Source organism: Rhizobium sp. 01T444, assembly GCF_056398305.1.
The window spans coordinates 1-14,950 of sequence record NZ_JBFTPD010000061.1 but is presented as its reverse complement, the minus strand read 5'-3'; the positions used below and the strand labels follow the sequence as shown (position 1 = coordinate 14,950).

At 60.2% G+C, this 14,950-nt stretch carries 17 protein-coding genes and 1 pseudogene; 7 read left to right on the top strand and 11 right to left on the bottom strand.

Annotated features, from left to right (window positions below; all coding sequences use genetic code 11):
- From AC1DTN_RS36505 to AC1DTN_RS36495, 3 genes and pseudogenes are all read right to left on the bottom strand, one after another.
- A pseudogene (locus AC1DTN_RS36505) lies at positions 1 to 294 on the bottom strand (lipid A oxidase); the annotation flags it as partial.
- Between the two features lie 121 nt (positions 295 to 415).
- On the bottom strand, positions 416 to 1,087 hold the full coding sequence (locus tag AC1DTN_RS36500) for a L,D-transpeptidase (protein WP_113323884.1): 672 nt from the start codon (positions 1,085 to 1,087) through the stop codon (positions 416 to 418).
- 135 nt (positions 1,088 to 1,222) lie between these two features.
- Entirely contained in the window at positions 1,223 to 1,972 is a 750-nt protein-coding gene (locus AC1DTN_RS36495) for a L,D-transpeptidase (protein ID WP_310378615.1), read from the bottom strand.
- 210 nt (positions 1,973 to 2,182) lie between these two features.
- Between AC1DTN_RS36495 and AC1DTN_RS36490 the strand changes: the two genes are divergently transcribed.
- Together AC1DTN_RS36490 and AC1DTN_RS36485 are read left to right on the top strand one after the other, a co-directional pair.
- Complete coding sequence (locus tag AC1DTN_RS36490) at positions 2,183 to 2,812, top strand: DNA-3-methyladenine glycosylase I (RefSeq protein WP_477924951.1); 630 nt, start codon at positions 2,183 to 2,185, stop codon at positions 2,810 to 2,812.
- Entirely contained in the window at positions 2,809 to 3,291 is a 483-nt protein-coding gene (locus tag AC1DTN_RS36485) for a hypothetical protein (RefSeq protein WP_477924949.1), read from the top strand. Before AC1DTN_RS36490 ends, AC1DTN_RS36485 begins: the two co-directional genes overlap by 4 nt.
- Positions 3,292 to 3,352: 61 nt before the next feature.
- Here AC1DTN_RS36485 and AC1DTN_RS36480 read toward each other — a convergent pair whose 3' ends face one another.
- Positions 3,353 to 4,057 (bottom strand): HAD family hydrolase, encoded by a 705-nt coding sequence (locus AC1DTN_RS36480; protein ID WP_113323880.1) that lies wholly within the window; start codon positions 4,055 to 4,057, stop codon positions 3,353 to 3,355.
- A 246-nt stretch (positions 4,058 to 4,303) separates the two neighbouring features.
- On the opposite strand from AC1DTN_RS36480, the gene AC1DTN_RS36475 reads away from it, so the two are divergent.
- Positions 4,304 to 5,353, top strand: coding sequence for an aldo/keto reductase (locus AC1DTN_RS36475; RefSeq protein ID WP_477924947.1), 1,050 nt, complete (start codon positions 4,304 to 4,306; stop codon positions 5,351 to 5,353).
- Between the two features lie 65 nt (positions 5,354 to 5,418).
- Here AC1DTN_RS36475 and copM read toward each other — a convergent pair whose 3' ends face one another.
- From copM to AC1DTN_RS36460, 3 genes are all read right to left on the bottom strand, one after another.
- Positions 5,419 to 5,778 carry a CopM family metallochaperone gene (gene copM, locus AC1DTN_RS36470; protein ID WP_113323879.1) on the bottom strand — a complete coding sequence of 120 codons (360 nt, stop codon included), beginning with the start codon at positions 5,776 to 5,778 and terminating at the stop codon, positions 5,419 to 5,421.
- A gap of 72 nt (positions 5,779 to 5,850) precedes the next feature.
- Positions 5,851 to 6,216, bottom strand: a complete 366-nt coding sequence (locus tag AC1DTN_RS36465) for a hypothetical protein (RefSeq protein ID WP_310380037.1) — start codon at positions 6,214 to 6,216, stop codon at positions 5,851 to 5,853.
- Positions 6,217 to 6,256: 40 nt separating this feature from the next.
- Entirely contained in the window at positions 6,257 to 7,015 is a 759-nt protein-coding gene (locus AC1DTN_RS36460) for a hypothetical protein (protein ID WP_477924944.1), read from the bottom strand.
- Between the two features lie 135 nt (positions 7,016 to 7,150).
- Between AC1DTN_RS36460 and hisS the strand changes: the two genes are divergently transcribed.
- The 3 genes from hisS to hisG are packed head-to-tail and all read left to right on the top strand — an operon-like array spanning position 7,151 to position 10,480.
- Complete coding sequence (gene hisS, locus AC1DTN_RS36455) at positions 7,151 to 8,665, top strand: histidine--tRNA ligase (RefSeq protein ID WP_477924943.1); 1,515 nt, start codon at positions 7,151 to 7,153, stop codon at positions 8,663 to 8,665.
- Position 8,666: 1 nt separating this feature from the next.
- Positions 8,667 to 9,788 carry an ATP phosphoribosyltransferase regulatory subunit gene (locus AC1DTN_RS36450; protein WP_310378602.1) on the top strand — a complete coding sequence of 374 codons (1,122 nt, stop codon included), beginning with the start codon at positions 8,667 to 8,669 and terminating at the stop codon, positions 9,786 to 9,788.
- Positions 9,785 to 10,480, top strand: a complete 696-nt coding sequence (gene hisG, locus AC1DTN_RS36445; protein ID WP_477924941.1) for an ATP phosphoribosyltransferase — start codon at positions 9,785 to 9,787, stop codon at positions 10,478 to 10,480. The genes AC1DTN_RS36450 and hisG overlap by 4 nt, the downstream gene beginning before the upstream one ends.
- Positions 10,481 to 10,551: 71 nt before the next feature.
- Here the strand turns inward: hisG and AC1DTN_RS36440 are convergent, their stop codons facing one another.
- The gene (locus AC1DTN_RS36440; protein ID WP_007814196.1) at positions 10,552 to 10,980 is read right to left on the bottom strand and encodes a DoxX family protein; all 429 of its coding nucleotides are present in this window, start codon (positions 10,978 to 10,980) and stop codon (positions 10,552 to 10,554) included.
- Between the two features lie 204 nt (positions 10,981 to 11,184).
- Between AC1DTN_RS36440 and AC1DTN_RS36435 the strand changes: the two genes are divergently transcribed.
- Positions 11,185 to 11,895, top strand: coding sequence for a glutathione binding-like protein (locus AC1DTN_RS36435; RefSeq protein WP_477924939.1), 711 nt, complete (start codon positions 11,185 to 11,187; stop codon positions 11,893 to 11,895).
- Positions 11,896 to 11,942: 47 nt separating this feature from the next.
- On the opposite strand, the gene AC1DTN_RS36430 is transcribed toward AC1DTN_RS36435, so the two are convergent.
- The 3 genes from AC1DTN_RS36430 to AC1DTN_RS36420 all read right to left on the bottom strand — a co-directional run.
- A complete protein-coding gene (locus AC1DTN_RS36430) occupies positions 11,943 to 12,950 on the bottom strand; it encodes a serine hydrolase domain-containing protein (protein ID WP_477924938.1) in 1,008 nt (335 codons plus the stop codon).
- Positions 12,951 to 13,010: 60 nt separating this feature from the next.
- On the bottom strand, positions 13,011 to 13,457 hold the full coding sequence (locus tag AC1DTN_RS36425) for a hypothetical protein (protein WP_310378593.1): 447 nt from the start codon (positions 13,455 to 13,457) through the stop codon (positions 13,011 to 13,013).
- A 756-nt stretch (positions 13,458 to 14,213) separates the two neighbouring features.
- A partial coding sequence (locus tag AC1DTN_RS36420) for a TCP-1/cpn60 chaperonin family protein (protein WP_477924935.1) occupies positions 14,214 to 14,950 on the bottom strand: 737 nt, incomplete at its 5' end.

The window sequence follows — 14,950 nt, the reverse complement described above, 5'->3', positions numbered from 1 at the left end:
GACCTTGTCATGGGTATAGTCGAGCGACACGCCCCAGTTCGGCAGGTTGAAGTCGCCCAGCCACCAGGTGACGCGGCCGCCGTAATAGGGCGGGCTGCCGAACGACTTGCCCTCCCAGCCGGCSCTGAAGGAGGTGCCGTCGGAAACATCGACGTGGCTATGCGGCGCCGTCTGGTAACCGCCATAGATAGAAAATTCCAGATCTTCAGCCGAAGCCGTGCCGGCCACCGATGCAAGTGCGGAAAACGCAATGCCCGCCAGAAGCATGGTGGAAAGACGCAATGCATATGCCATTGAATGTCCCCGAAGTACCGAAAGGTGATCAGGTCGATTCTGTGGCAGAGTTCTGTGTCACAATCTTAACAAACAAAAAGGCGCACGATGTACGCCTTTATTTTTTTGTTGAAAGTGTGGCTCAACCGCCAAACATGGTGCGCAGGATATCGATGCCCTTGTCTTGGAAGGCGACATTGCCCTGCTTGTTGCCGGGACCGACGACGATGACCTTGGTGCCGACGGAGACGCGGCTGTAAAGATGCGACACATCATTGTTCATCATGCGGATGCAGCCTGAGGACATGTTGAGGCCGATCGTCCAGGGCTGGTTGGTGCCGTGAATGCGGAAGATCGTGTCGCGGCCGCCCTTGTAGAGATACATGGCGCGCGCACCGAGCGGATTATCAGGGCCGCCGGGCTGAACGGCGGGAAGATTGTGACCTTCGCGGGCCTCGCGGGCGCGCATCTCAGCCGGCGGCGTCCAGCTCGGCCACTCGGCCATGCGGCCGACCGTCACGACACCCGACCAGCCGAAACCGTCGCGGCCGACGCCGATGCCGTAGCGCGTGGCGCGGTTATTGCCTTCGACGAGGTAGAGAAACTTGTTGTTGGTGTCGACGATAATGGTGCCGGGCTTTTCGCTGGTGGCAAGACGGACGACACGCTTGCGGAACTGTGGCTTGATCTCACGGGTCTGCTTGACGCCGCGCACGGCGTCCGTAGCCGTCATGACCGGTTCCGCGCTGACGGTCACAACTGTACAGGACAGCGCGACGGCAGCCGCCGCCGCGAGCCTAAAAAACTGCTTCATTTTCGATACCCTCTCCTTCAGACCGCGTAGAGGCTAGTCAAATCGGTTTGAATTTCAAGTCGGAGAGGTGAGGGACACGGTTTTTTGTTGTCCAGCGGGCGGCTGTTCTTGCCGTCCGCTGGCGTTATTTGGCCTTTACATCACGATGACGCGGGTGCCGATATTGACGCGATCATAAAGGTCGACCACGTCCTCGTTGCGCATGCGGATACAGCCGGAGGAGACGGCGCTGCCGATCGTCCAGGGCGCATTGGTGCCGTGAATGCGGTATAGCGTGGAACCGAGATACATGGCACGGGCGCCGAGCGGATTTTCCGGGCCGCCATCCATGCGGGCGGGAAGATAATGGCCCTTGGCGGCTTCGCGGCTCACCATTTCCGAGGGCGGCGTCCAATCCGGCCACTCCGCCTTGCGGGTGATCTTGTGGGCGCCTGCCCATTCGAAGCCGGGCTTGCCGACGCCGACGCCGTAGCGGCGGGCCTTGCCGCCATCCACGACGAGGTAGAGGAAGCGGTTGTTGGTGTCGATGATAAGCGTGCCGGGCCTTTCCTTCGTATCGTAATCGACGATCTGCGGCAGGAACTGCGGCTCGACCTGCCCACGGATGACGGGGACGCCGGGACGGATGGCCGACACGGTCTGCGGTGCCGGCTGCGGCGCGCGCTGGATGTACGTCCGGCGCTGGAAAAGGCCGCGCTGCTGTACGACGACCGGCCGCTGGTAGACGACGGGACGAACCGAGCCGCCGCCGAGCTGGTTGATCCAGGGGGCGGTGAGATCGGGGCTCAACACCACGGGCGGACGGGAGGCGTAGCGGTCGTCTGCAAGGGCGGCCGTGGACAGAATGCCGAGCATGGCTGCGGCAAGGACAAGGGGTTTCATCATCGGACGAACTCTCTACAAATGACCGAAAATGCGCTAGCGGAATTGTCCGCCTGCGGTCATGCTGCCACCGCGTTCGCCAGCGAATGGTAAATACGGATTCATTAAAAGGCGACGGACGGAATAAACTTTTCGTCAGGGTTACCGTTCGGTTTGGAAAGAAGGTTTGCAAATGGTAAAGCCGGATTCACAGCCGCAAAACGAGAAGAAAATATGAGCGAAACCGGCATCATCATCGGCGAGGACGGCAGGAGCCGCTGCCACTGGCATGCGAATCTGCCCGACTATCTGCGCTACCACGATGAGGAGTGGGGCAGGCCTGTCACCGATGACATCAGGCTCTTCGAAAAGATCTGTCTCGAAGGTTTTCAGTCCGGTCTTTCCTGGCTGACGATCCTGCGCAAGCGCGAGAATTTCCGCGCTGCTTTCGCCGGCTTCGATTTCGAGAAGGTGGCGCGCTTCGGCGACGAGGATATCGCTCGCTGCCTCGCTGACGCCGGCATCATCCGCCATCGCGGCAAGATCGTATCGACGATCAACAATGCGCGTCGCGCAATCGATCTCAGGAGCGAATTCGGCTCTCTCGCCCGCTACTTCTGGAACTATGAGCCGCGCCAGGAAGATCGGCCTGCCGTCGTCGACCGCCAGCATATCGTCACCAATCCGACCACCGCCACGTCAGTCAGGATTTCCAAGGATTTGAAGAAGCGCGGCTGGACCTTTGTCGGACCGACCACAGTTTATGCCTTCATGCAGGCTATGGGTCTCGTCAACGATCATCTCGAAGGCTGCTTCTGTCGCGCTGAAGTGGAGGCGATGCGCGCAGCATTGGTGCGCCCGTGAAGCCGCTTCTTGTGTTTGCCACAGCACTTTTCCTGTCCGCCTCCGCAGCTCTTGCGCAGACGCCGCAACTCGACCCAGGCGAGAAAATCGAAAAGCTGCAGTTCCCCGCCGTGACCATGCAATTGAAGGGTTGGACCAAGTTCGGCAACAGCCACGTCTATACGCTGCCGGTGCGCGCCGGCCAGCATGTGAAGATCAGCTTCGAGACAAGGAGCAAATTCGCCTATCTCGCAATCTTCGATCTGTCGAAACCCGATGACGAAGCCTTTTTCGGGACGGACGAGGACGGCATCAGCTACGAGACGACAGTCAAGGAAAACGCCACCTGGCTGCTGCGCCCTTACTATTCCAAGGTCTCGCCGCGCCGCGGGCTGGGCGCGCCCTACAGCATCCTGATCGAACCGCTTGCCGCGGCTCCTCAGCCGGTGAAGCCGGCGCCTCAACAGGAGGAGCGGCCGTCACTCTTTCCGAAGCGGTAACCGAGAGCAATTCTAGCAAAACTGTGCAGCGGTTTTGCGTCCGGAATTGCGTAAGGATGCTTTAGCCAAGCCCGTCGATCAGCCCGCGCAATTCGCCGAGATGGACGATCCTGCGGAAGCGCGGCGCGTCCTTCGGCTCCTCGACCCGCTCCAGGACCCAGGTGAGCTCGTGGGGCACAAAGACACCGTAGCTGCCGGCGGCAATGGCCGGTACGATATCGGACTTCAGTGAATTGCCGACCATCATCGCCCGCTCCGGCCCGTCGCCGACCTTGGAGAAGATGCGCCGATAGGTGACCGCCGTCTTGTCGGAGACGATCTCGACAGCATCGAAATAGTCGCCAAGTCCAGACTGGGCGAGCTTGCGCTCCTGATCGAAGAGATCACCCTTGGTGATCACCACCAGCAGATATTTTCCCGCAAGCGTTTCCAGTGTGTCGCGCACATGCGGCAGGGTTTCGACCGGATGGGACAGAAGGTCGCGTCCGGTATCGAGGATCTTGGCGATTACACTCGCCGGCACCTTGCCCTCGGTGATTTCGATCGCCGTTTCGATCATCGACAGCGTGAAGCCTTTGATGCCGAAACCGTAATGGGCGAGGTTGCGTTTTTCGGCTTCGAGAAGCCGCTCGGAAATCTTCGCGCCCTCGGCGAAATCGGCGAGAAGCCGGGTAAAATGCTCTTCCGTCAGTCTGTAATAGTGTTCGTTCTGCCAGAGTGTGTCATCGGCATCGAAACCGATCGTCGTCAATGGTCGGGCGGTCATATACGCACCTCTAGAAATACGCCCTGTCGATATAAGGCGGGCAATCTATTCCCAGCCTGTGTCGAGACAAGGGCGTCTCCACGGGGCCGTGTTCCGTTGAAAAACGCCGGCCGGCGACCTACATGAAAAGTGCCTCACCTTGCAGCCAGCCCCGGCTGTGCCTGTTACGCGCAGGCCAATAATCAAAAAATAGAGTTCAGCAGTCCGCAAGCCCCTATTGCGGCAGACACAAGGGAATTTCTCGACATGCGTTACRATCAACTCGGAAATACCGGACTTTTCGTATCTGAAATCTGCCTTGGAACCATGACATTCGGGGAGGCCAAGCAAGGCACCCCCTGGGGCGCCATTGCCGATGTCGACCAGAAGGCGGCCGATGAGATCGTCCAGCGTTCACTGGATGCCGGCGTCAATTTCATCGATACCGCAGACGTCTATTCGTTTGGTGAATCCGAGCGGCTGCTCGGCCAGGCACTGAAGAACCTTAGCGTGCCGCGCAAGGATGTCGTCATCGCCACCAAGGTCTATGGCGTTATGGGCGACAAGCCGAACGATCGCGGCGCCTCGCGCGGCCATATCATGGATTCCGTCGAGGCAAGCCTCAAGCGCCTGCAGACGGACCATATCGATCTCTACCAGATCCATGCCACCGATCCGGTCACCCCGATCGATGAGACGTTGCGTGCGCTCGACGATCTCGTTTCCCGTGGGCTCGTGCGTTACGTCGGCGTGTCCAACTGGCAGGCTTGGCGCATCGCCAAGGCGCTCGGCATTTCCGAGCGTAAGGACTATGCCCGTTTTGAGACCGTGCAGGCCTATTATTCGATTGCCGGACGTGACCTCGAACGCGATATCGTGCCGCTGCTGCAGGAAGAAAAGCTCGGCCTGATGGTCTGGTCGCCGCTCGCTGGCGGCCTGCTCTCGGGCAAGTATGGTCCGGGCGCACCAGGCAATGGTGAAGGCCGCCGCGCCAATTTCGACTTCCCGCCTGTCGATAAGGATCGGGCCTGGGCTTGTGTCGCCGTCATGCGCGAAATCGCCGAAAAGCATGGCGTCAGCGTCGCCACGGTAGCGCTTGCCTATATCCTCGCCAAGCCCTTCGTCACGACCGTCATCATCGGCGCCAAGCGTGTCGACCAGCTCGACCAGAACCTTGCTGCCGTCACGCTGAAGCTCGATGCAGAGGAGATCAAGAAACTCGATGAGGTCAGCGCTCTCGCTCCGGAATATCCGGGCTGGATGCTTTCCCGCCAGGCCGCCGGCCGCCGCCCGGTCGATTTCGAGCCCAAAGCCTGATCAAGCAAAGGACTGATTGAAGAGGGCCGCCGTTCCGACGGCGGCCCTTATTCTTTGCTGTCGACTTACTTGCCGTGCGCCTTCAGCCAGGCGTTCATCTCGGCGATTTCAGCCTCCTGCGCCTTGATGACACTCTCGGCAAGTTTGCGGATTTCCGGATCCTTTCCGTACTGCAGCTCGATCTTTGCCATGTCGATCGCTCCCTGATGGTGAGGGATCATGCTGCGGACGAAATCCACATCGGTATCGCCGCTCAGTTTGATCATCATATCCTTGTGCATCCTGTCATTGGCCTCCGTGAAAGCCTGGCTGGATGGGCCGTGGCCGCCCATGTGCTTGGACATGTCCATGGTCGGCATATCCTCGGCAAAGGCCGGCGCAGCAAAGGCGATGCTGGCGGAAAGGGCGATGATTTTCAGAGACATGAGTATTCCTTCCTCTGTCTGACAATAGGGTCTGATGGCAGCGCATCGCTGCCGTTCTGCAAAAAGGGATCGTCAGACGAAGCGGGGAGGCGGTGCCTGTGGTGTGGGCCTGTTGTCCCTGAGCGCCCGGTCGAGCGCAGGAGACGGATAGGCGAAAACATGCTTGCCGCCATCGGCAAGCAGATCGGCCGGCGGCAGCACCATGCAGGCGGCGCAAAGCGGCATATGGGCAACGCCTGTGGAGCAAGGGTCTTTCGCAGAATCGGCCTTAGCCGCCATGTCGGGCATGGCCATGCCCTCCATGTGATGATGCGTCATGCTGGCTTCGGTCTGAACCGCAGTGCTCATCGATGCGCAGGTCGGGCAGCCAGCCCATGCCGACAGGGTGCTGTAGACCAGCCAGCCGAAAAACATCGTCATGAGAGCCAATGCGCGCATGCGAGAAACATAGGCAAGCCCAGGCGAAAAGCCAAGCCGCTCACCAGGCAGCAATAACCTTGTGAACGATCTGGTAGTCACGGCTTTCTTCGCCGAGCGGGGCGACGGGCCAATCCCAGCCGGCCCTCGCCTCGGGCCGCGCCACGCCATGCAGCAGGTCGGCTTCCTCATGTACTTTGCCGGTCCGGTCGATGACCACATAGGAGATATCGGTTACCAGGCAGGTGCGGCAGGGCTGCGCCGCAAGTCCCTCGATATGCGCCGCTATCAGCCGCTCGACGGTATATTCAGGCATCCCGGATGGAGCTTCTGCCTCATATTGTCGTTTGACGCCCCGGCCGACCTGCGAGAGCAGGTTGGCGGAAACGACGAAATCGAGATAGGGCACGCTGCGCAGGAAGCCGAGCGGCTCGGGATCGTGTCCTGCCTTGAGATCGTCATAGCCGGAGAGATCGCGTTCGATCAGCCGCACGTTCCGATAGCGCTTGCCCCTCAGCCGCAGGCGCACGGATGCCAGATGCACGAGATCGACGAGCACGACCGTATCGAAACTCCCAGCCAGATCCTCGATCGGCACGTCCCGGAGCAGTCCTGAGCCGAGCACGACGGCGGTCCGCCGCTGTGACAGGCCTGATATCGCGGCGCGAATGGCATCCTTGCTGTTGGCCTCATGGGCCGCCCAATCGCGGCTGCAGCGGCCGGCGCGCGACCACAGATTGACCGAATAGCGCACGAAGCGGCGGTGCGCGCTGCCCGTAAGCGCTGCTGTGGCGAGATACTGAAGCGCTTCCGCGATCATGGCTATATCCTGATAACAGGTTCTTTCCGCATCGTTCCATCGATTCTGGTCGCCATATCAAGGCCCTTGCCCTTGCCGCTACCCGCCCAATCCGCTAGGAAACCGCCACTGTCACATATGTGGAAATCCCCCGAAATGAACGACAAGCAGAAGAAACCGCAAAAGCTCAAGGCCCGCCTTCCGCGCGGCTTTGTCGACCGCTCCGCAGCCGATCTCCGCGCCGCCAACGAAATGACCGCGAAGATCCGCGAGGTCTATGAGCATTATGGTTTCGATCCGGTCGAAACGCCGCTGCTTGAATATACCGATGCGCTCGGCAAGTTCCTGCCCGACAGTGACCGTCCGAACGAGGGCGTCTTCTCGCTGCAGGACGATGACGAGCAGTGGATGTCGCTGCGTTACGACCTGACGGCGCCGCTCGCCCGTCACGTCGCCGAGAATTTCAACGAGATCCAACTTCCCTATCGCACCTATCGCGCCGGTTACGTTTTCCGCAACGAGAAGCCGGGTCCGGGCCGCTTCCGCCAGTTCATGCAGTTCGATGCCGATACTGTCGGCGCACCGGGCGTTCAGGCCGATGCCGAAATGTGCATGATGATGTCCGATACGCTGGAAGCTCTCGGCATCAAGCGCGGCGACTATGTCATCCGCGTCAACAACCGCAAGGTTCTGGATGGCGTGCTGGAAGCAATCGGCCTCGGCGGCGATGACAAGGCCGGCCAGCGCCTCAATGTGCTGCGCGCGATCGACAAGCTCGACAAGTTCGGCCCGGAAGGTGTTGCCCTGCTGCTCGGCCCCGGCCGCAAGGATGAATCCGGCGACTTCACTAAGGGTGCCGGCCTTGACCAGAGCCAGATCGAGAAGGTTCTCTTCTTCGTCGGCATCAAGGATTATGCTGAAAGTGCCGCCCAACTGGCAGAGCTAGTCGCCGGCACCGGGAAGGGCGTCGAAGGCGTCGAGGAGCTGAATTTCATCGGCGCGCTCGTCACCAGCGCCGGCTATCAGTCCGACCGCATCAAGATCGATCCCTCTGTTGTCCGCGGCCTCGAATATTATACCGGCCCGGTCTATGAGGCTGAACTGCTCTTCGACGTCACCAACGAAAAGGGCGAAAAGGTTGTCTTCGGCTCCGTCGGCGGCGGCGGCCGCTATGACGGTCTCGTCTCCCGCTTCATGGGCCAGCCGGTGCCGGCCACTGGCTTCTCGATCGGCGTCTCGCGCCTGATGACGGCGCTGAAGAACCTCGGCAAGCTCGGCCAGCAGGATATTATCGAGCCGGTGCTGGTCACCGTCATGGACGGCGATGTCGGGGCGATGGGCCGCTACCAGCGCTTCACGCAGGAGCTTCGTGCCGCCGGCATCCGCGCCGAGATGTTCCAGGGCAACTGGAAGAAATTCGGCAATCAGCTGAAATATGCCGACCGCCGCGGTTGCCCGATCGCCATCATCCAGGGCGGCGACGAGCGTGCGCAGGGCGTCGTGCAGATCAAGGATCTGATCGAAGGCAAGCGCCTCTCCGGCGAGATCGAGGACAATACGACCTGGCGCGAGGCGCGCGTGGCACAGGAAACCGTTGCGGAAGCCGATCTGATCGCCAAGGTGAAGGAAATCCTCGCCGCCCAGGCGGAGGACCGGAAGAGGGCGGGCTGATATGGCCCTGATCAACCTTCCTGATTTCTCCGGCGAGCTTCTGGACGAATTTTCCGCCCGCAAGGCGGAGCGTATCGACACACCGGTCATCCAGCCGGCCGAACCCTTTCTCGATATCGCCGGCGAAGATCTTCGCCGGCGTATCTTCATGACGGAAAGCGAGACCGGCGCCAGCCTCTGCCTGCGCCCGGAATTCACCATCCCCGTCTGTCTGCGCCATATCGAGAGCGCAACGGGCACGCCGAAGCGCTATTCCTATCTCGGCGAAGTCTTCCGCCAGCGCCGCGACGGCAGCAACGAGTTCTATCAGGCCGGCATCGAAGATCTCGGCGATATCAATCTCGCCAGCGCCGATGCCCGCGCAATCGGCGATGCCGTCGGCATTCTCTCTCGCCTGCTACCAGGCCGGCAGCTCGCCGTCACGATCGGCGATCAGGCCGTATTCGAGGCCGTCGTGCAGGCTCTTGGCCTGCCGCTCGGTTGGCAGAAGCGGCTGATCCATGCCTTCGGCAATATGATCCAGCTTGAGAGCCTGCTGGCGGGTCTCGTGAGCCCGCAATTCGTCACCGGCCTCGACGATCATGTCGCAGGCCTTGTCGGCCTCGAGGATGAAACGGCGCTGATTTCCTATATCGACGAGACGATGCAGGCGACCGGCTATTCCACCAATGCCAGCCGCTCGCCGCAGGAGATCGCCCGGCGGCTCAAGGAAAAGCTCGTCCTCTCCGAGACCCGTCTCGATGATGCGGCCTTCCAGGTGCTGGAAAAGTTCCTGTCGCTCAACGTACCGCTGGTCAATGCTTCGGCAGCACTCTCGCATTTCGCCGACGCGGCGGGGCTGAAGCTCGGCAATGCGTTGGCCCGCTTCGATGGCCGTGTCGCTGCACTCTCCAATGCCGGCGTCGATCTCTCGCTCATCGAATACCGCGCCGCTTTCGGCCGCCCGCTCGATTATTATACCGGCCTCGTCTTCGAGGTGATGGTCGAGGGCTCGTCGGCGGTTCTGGCCGGTGGCGGTCGTTTCGACAGGCTGATGACCTTCCTCGGCGCCAAGGACCGTATTCCCGCCGTCGGCTTCTCCCTCTGGCTCGACCGTATCGAAACCGAAAGGGCAGCCGCATGACGATCACCATTGCGCTTCCCTCCAAGGGCCGCATGAAGGACGAATGCTCTGATATCTTCGAGCGCGCTGGCCTGAAAATTTATGCCGTCGGCAATGACCGCTCCTATCGCGGCCGCGTCGAAGGCTGGGACGATGTGGAAATCGCCTTCCTCTCGGCCTCGGAAATTTCCCGCGAGCTCGGCAACGGCTCCATCGATTTCGGCGTTACCGGCGAAGACCTCGTGCGCGAGGGACTGGCGGAAGCCGACAAGCGGGTGGAGTTCTGCGCCCGCCTCGGCTTCGGCCATGCCGATGTCGTCGTCGCCGTGCCGGAAATCTGGCTGGACGTCGACACGATGGCCGATCTCGTCGACGTCGCTGCCGATTTCCGCGCCCGTCATGGCCGCCGTCTGGCAATCGCCACGAAATACTGGCGCTTGACTCAGCAGTTCTTCTCCAGCCAGCACGGCATCCAGCTCTATCGCATCGTCGAAAGCCTCGGTGCGACGGAAGGTGCGCCTGCCTCCGGCTCGGCCGATATCATCGTCGATATTACCTCGACCGGCTCGACGCTGCGCGCCAACCACCTCAAGGTGCTTGCCGACGGCGTCATCCTGCGCTCGGAAGCCTGCCTCGTGCGCGCCCGCAAGGATGCCCATGCCGATACGCCCACGGTGACGGCGATTGTCGAGGCTGTCCGCTCGGTTCTCTGATCACGTTATTGAACATGCAGAACCCGCCGTCAGGAGAGACGGCGGGTTTTTGTGTTTGGGAGGAAATAGAATTAGCGGGCGGCGACGGCCTGCAGGCCGCGGCGTGCGTCGATCGAATAGGCTCCGGCACCGACGGTGGCGAGCAGGATGTACGCGCCGGCCAGTGTGATGTTCTTCATGACCATGATCTGGTTGAGGATATTCACGAGTTCGGCGCCACTTGCGTAGGGCAGATGGAAGACAACGGCCGTGAAGACACAGAAGCCGGCGAGCAACCAGCCGACAATACGGACCTGGAAGCCCGTGAGAACCGCAAGGCCGGCCAGCAGTTCGAAGAGGCCTGCGACATAGGCCAGGAGGGTTGCTGCCGGCAGGCCGGCACCGGCGATCATGCCGGCAGTACCGGCAGCATCGGTTACCTTGCCGAAGCCGGCAAGGATGAACATGAAGGACAGAAGAATGCGGGCGAGAAGGATGAGGGCGTTATTCGTATTCGACATGGACGTTGCTCCGTTGAATGGCTTTTGAGGTCTTGATGCCCCGGCACCGTGTTGGACCTCGGATGCCTTCTATTTCGCCTTTTTCTGACGTCAGGGAAAGATAAACGTCAGCGGACAGTTTGTTCACTAATATGAAACGATCGGTTGGCTTGCCTTGCATGGCGGCTGTCTTTTATGGTCGCCGCCTCACCCAAGGAGAAACCGATGGCAGATCTTTCCGCATTTCCGATCACCAGCCGCTGGCCGGCGAAAAACCCCGACATTATCCAGCTTTATTCGCTTCAGACGCCGAATGGCGTGAAGATTTCAGTGGCGCTGGAGGAGCTCGCTCTGCCCTATGAGCCCCATTATGTGTCCTTCGCGACGACGGATCAGAAGACGGCGGAATTCGTATCGCTGAACCCAAACGGCCGTATCCCCGCGATCGTAGATCCCAGTGGCCCGGATGGAAAGCCGATCGGACTCTTCGAATCCGGCGCCATCCTGCTCTATCTGGCGGAAAAGACCGGCAAGCTGATCCCGGCGGATGCCGCGGGCCGCTATGAAACCATCCAGTGGGTCTTTTTCCAGATGGCCGGCATTGGGCCGATGTTCGGCCAGTTTGGCCATTTCTACAAATTCGCCGCCGACAAGGTCGCCAACAATTCCTACCCGGTGGAGCGCTACCGCGATGAGGCCAAGCGCCTGCTGGGCGTGCTGGAAAGCCGCCTGCAGGGCCGCCAGTGGATCATGGGCGACGAATACACCATCGCCGACATCACCACCTTCCCGTGGATCCGCGGCGCCGATATCTTCTATGGCGGCCGTGAAGTGCTGGACTATGCGAAATTCCCCGCCGTCATGGACTGGCTGCAGCGCTGCATCGCCCGCCCGGCGAGCGAGAAGGGCCTCAACATTCCGGTCAAGCCGGCCTGAGTTTTGGCCTGAGTTTGGATTGAACGTTAGGCCGGTCTTGGGTCGGCCTAACCTTGCCCACTCAACGCAGCTAGCGCGAGGCGCAATATTTCGCCCATCTGGACATGGCTGACACCGCTGCCGCTCCTTTTGGACGAGGCGGATCTGTGAACGATGACAAGATCGAGCGTCGGCAGCACGATCAGATACTGGCCACCCCATCCACTGGCGTAGAACATCGGCACATGCGTCGCCATGCTGTCGCCCCCGGCGTGCGCTTCTGTGGCCCACCAGAGATAGCCATAACCATGACCGGCGCCGACTTCCGAATGAATGGCGGTGCTGTCGCTGACCCAGCTTTCGGGAACGATCTGCTTGTCTCCCCAACAGCCGGAACGCAGATAAAGCAGCCCAACCCGCGCAAGATCGCGGGCCGACATACTGATCTTATAGACCGGGTGCAATGATTGAGGACCATGCTGGAACCAGCCGTCTCCCGGCGCATAATCTTCCATCTGGAGCGGAAGGACGAGCCGCGACACGAAGGCGTCAAACAGATTTTGGTCTGTCGCGCGCTGGATGATCGTGCCGAGGACGTTGAAATCCCAGTTATTGTAGAACCAGTGCGTTCCCGGCGGATGGCTTCCTCTCGCCGGGCGCCCCTTCTCCGTGTCGTAGACCGAAGGCAGATAGACACCGGATCGGGCCATCAGCAGGTTCATGACGGTTGCCTGCCGCTCTGCCGGCGTCAGGGGCTCGGTGTCGTCAATATCAAGATCCGCGAGCGTCGCATTCGCGTTGATCCGGCCCTCGGCGATGAAGATGCCGTATAACACGTTGATCAGGCTTTTCCGCACCGAGGCGACGCTGGATTTGAGAGTAAGGTCGCCCCACTGATAGATCAGCCGTCCTGCCTGAACGATCATGAATGCGGAGGATTCGCCCTCACTCAATCTAAGGGAAAGTGCTGCGAGGCGAGTTGGCGACCAGCCGGGACTTTCGCAGGCGGCATACTCCCATCGTATCCCGGGAAAGATGTGACCCGTATCGGTCGGAGATGCGCTTTCCCTGCCCATGGGATTTTCCGGATTGATCCCTGCCGGCAACACGGGTGAAAGCCCGCGTTTGAACGGCGCTTACTGCCGGCTGGCAATCTGGCTGGCGCCTTCCAGCTTGAAGCGCGGGAAGACGAAAACGCCGACCATGCTGCCGCTGTACTTTTCTTCCAGCCCGTTGGATTCGCCCATGCAGAAGAGCGGCTGGCGAAAGCCGTTCGGCATGATGATGGTCGTCGAAAAGCAGAAGGATGAGGAAAGCGTCGCAGCCTGCTCGAAGAGCTGCAGAACGTGGTTGCGGTCCTTGGGATCGTAACAGCGCACCAGGCTCAACAGGCCGCATTCCTGCGCCGAGAGACCGTGCAGCATCGCGCTCCACTCGCCGAGCCTAATGACTCCAGTCGAAAAGTCTCCGATCCAGCTTTCGGAGACGGAAAACTGCGCCAACATGTCGTGGTTATGATTGTTGTAGTCCAGCGAGCCGGGCATCAAGGGTGCGGCAGCATTGGCTTTGGCGATCTTAAACAAGGCGTTCCCCAGTTTGGGTGCGGCTCCCCTGCCACACGCTCGGCAAACACAAAGAAACAGGATCACGTAGCGCCAGGCATCATGCCTGTGCTTTCACCTTGCGGGAACAGCTGTTCGGCTGCGCCTTTGATGGTCGCCGCTCGAATGTCTCCCGCAAGATTTAATCTCGTATGTTCGCGGAGACCTTCGAAAGCCCGAATGTTCACGCATGGCCTTTGGCGTGTCCGTTCTCGTCTGTGGCGAGAATTGTTCCGGGGCGAACGTCAATTGCAGCGCGGATTTATAGGAGCTTTTGCGCAAACGGCAACGGCTTTTTCCGGGGCGTTAGGTTGACGTTATGATTGGATTTTGCCCGGATTGCGCGTTATCCGCTAGTTTTGTGTTCAAAAGTCTCATTTATGCGTTATGGAAACGGTTTCACACACACCATAGCATGCGGTTTTCGTAAATTAGACAGCTCTGAGACCGAATTTCATTGAAGGGGAAAATGCGAAGTGCGCAAGCCTCGCGAAAGTTTCGGACCAAAAACCGCGCCTTAAGTCGTAGCTTAAGCCGCGGTTATTTTCGAATCGACTGAATAAAAAAGGGCGGCCCGAAGACCGCCCTTTCTATTCCGGAGACCGAAATGGATATCAGTGATGGCTTACGCCCATCACATCATGTCCATACCGCCAGTTCAGCGCGCTCGACGCGCTGAACCATCTTGGATGATGATGGGCGGTTTCATGGACGATGCTGTGAAAGGCCGTTGGCCTATCACATCATGTCCATACCGCCCATGCCGCCCATGCCGCCTGGCATTGCCGGAGCGTCCTTCTTCGGCAGCTCGGCGATCATGGCTTCCGTGGTGATCAGCAGCGAAGCAACCGAAGCTGCGTTCTGCAGAGCCGTACGGACAACCTTGACCGGGTCGACGATGCCCATGGCGATCATGTCGCCATATTCGGACGTCTGGGCGTTGTAGCCGTAGTTGTCTTCGTTCTTGTCGAGGACCTTGCCGACAACGATCGAAGCTTCGTCACCAGCGTTTTCTGCGATCTGGCGGACCAGCGACTGCAGGGCGCGGCGAACGATGTTGACGCCGGCTTCCTGATCCTGGTTTTCACCCTTGGCCTTGATCTTCGTGGAGGAGCGCAGGAGAGCAATACCGCCGCCCGGGACGATACCTTCCTGAACAGCAGCGCGCGTCGCGTTGAGAGCGTCGTCGATGCGGTCCTTCTTTTCCTTCACTTCGACTTCCGTCGAACCGCCGACGCGGATAACGGCAACGCCGCCAGCGAGCTTGGCAAGACGTTCCTGCAGCTTTTCGCGGTCGTAGTCAGAGGTGGTTTCTTCGATCTGGGCCTTGATCTGGGCAACACGGCCTTCGATGTCGGACTTGGCGCCAGCGCCGTCGACGATCGTGGTGTTTTCCTTGGAGATCGAGACCTTCTTGGTGCGGCCGAGCATGTCGAGGGTGACGGACTCGAGCTTGATGCCGAGGTCTTCGGAGA

Coding starts and splice junctions, on each gene's coding strand:
- AC1DTN_RS36500 (WP_113323884.1), bottom strand. CDS start 1,087: ATGAAGCAGTTTTTTAGGCTCGCGGCGGCGGCTGCCGTCGCGCTGTCC.
- AC1DTN_RS36495 (WP_310378615.1), bottom strand. CDS start 1,972: ATGATGAAACCCCTTGTCCTTGCCGCAGCCATGCTCGGCATTCTGTCC.
- AC1DTN_RS36490 (WP_477924951.1), top strand. CDS start 2,183: ATGAGCGAAACCGGCATCATCATCGGCGAGGACGGCAGGAGCCGCTGC.
- AC1DTN_RS36480 (WP_113323880.1), bottom strand. CDS start 4,057: ATGACCGCCCGACCATTGACGACGATCGGTTTCGATGCCGATGACACA.
- copM (WP_113323879.1), bottom strand. CDS start 5,778: ATGTCTCTGAAAATCATCGCCCTTTCCGCCAGCATCGCCTTTGCTGCG.
- AC1DTN_RS36465 (WP_310380037.1), bottom strand. CDS start 6,216: ATGCGCGCATTGGCTCTCATGACGATGTTTTTCGGCTGGCTGGTCTAC.
- AC1DTN_RS36460 (WP_477924944.1), bottom strand. CDS start 7,015: ATGATCGCGGAAGCGCTTCAGTATCTCGCCACAGCAGCGCTTACGGGC.
- hisS (WP_477924943.1), top strand. CDS start 7,151: ATGAACGACAAGCAGAAGAAACCGCAAAAGCTCAAGGCCCGCCTTCCG.
- AC1DTN_RS36450 (WP_310378602.1), top strand. CDS start 8,667: ATGGCCCTGATCAACCTTCCTGATTTCTCCGGCGAGCTTCTGGACGAA.
- hisG (WP_477924941.1), top strand. CDS start 9,785: ATGACGATCACCATTGCGCTTCCCTCCAAGGGCCGCATGAAGGACGAA.
- AC1DTN_RS36440 (WP_007814196.1), bottom strand. CDS start 10,980: ATGTCGAATACGAATAACGCCCTCATCCTTCTCGCCCGCATTCTTCTG.
- AC1DTN_RS36435 (WP_477924939.1), top strand. CDS start 11,185: ATGGCAGATCTTTCCGCATTTCCGATCACCAGCCGCTGGCCGGCGAAA.
- AC1DTN_RS36430 (WP_477924938.1), bottom strand. CDS start 12,950: ATGGGCAGGGAAAGCGCATCTCCGACCGATACGGGTCACATCTTTCCC.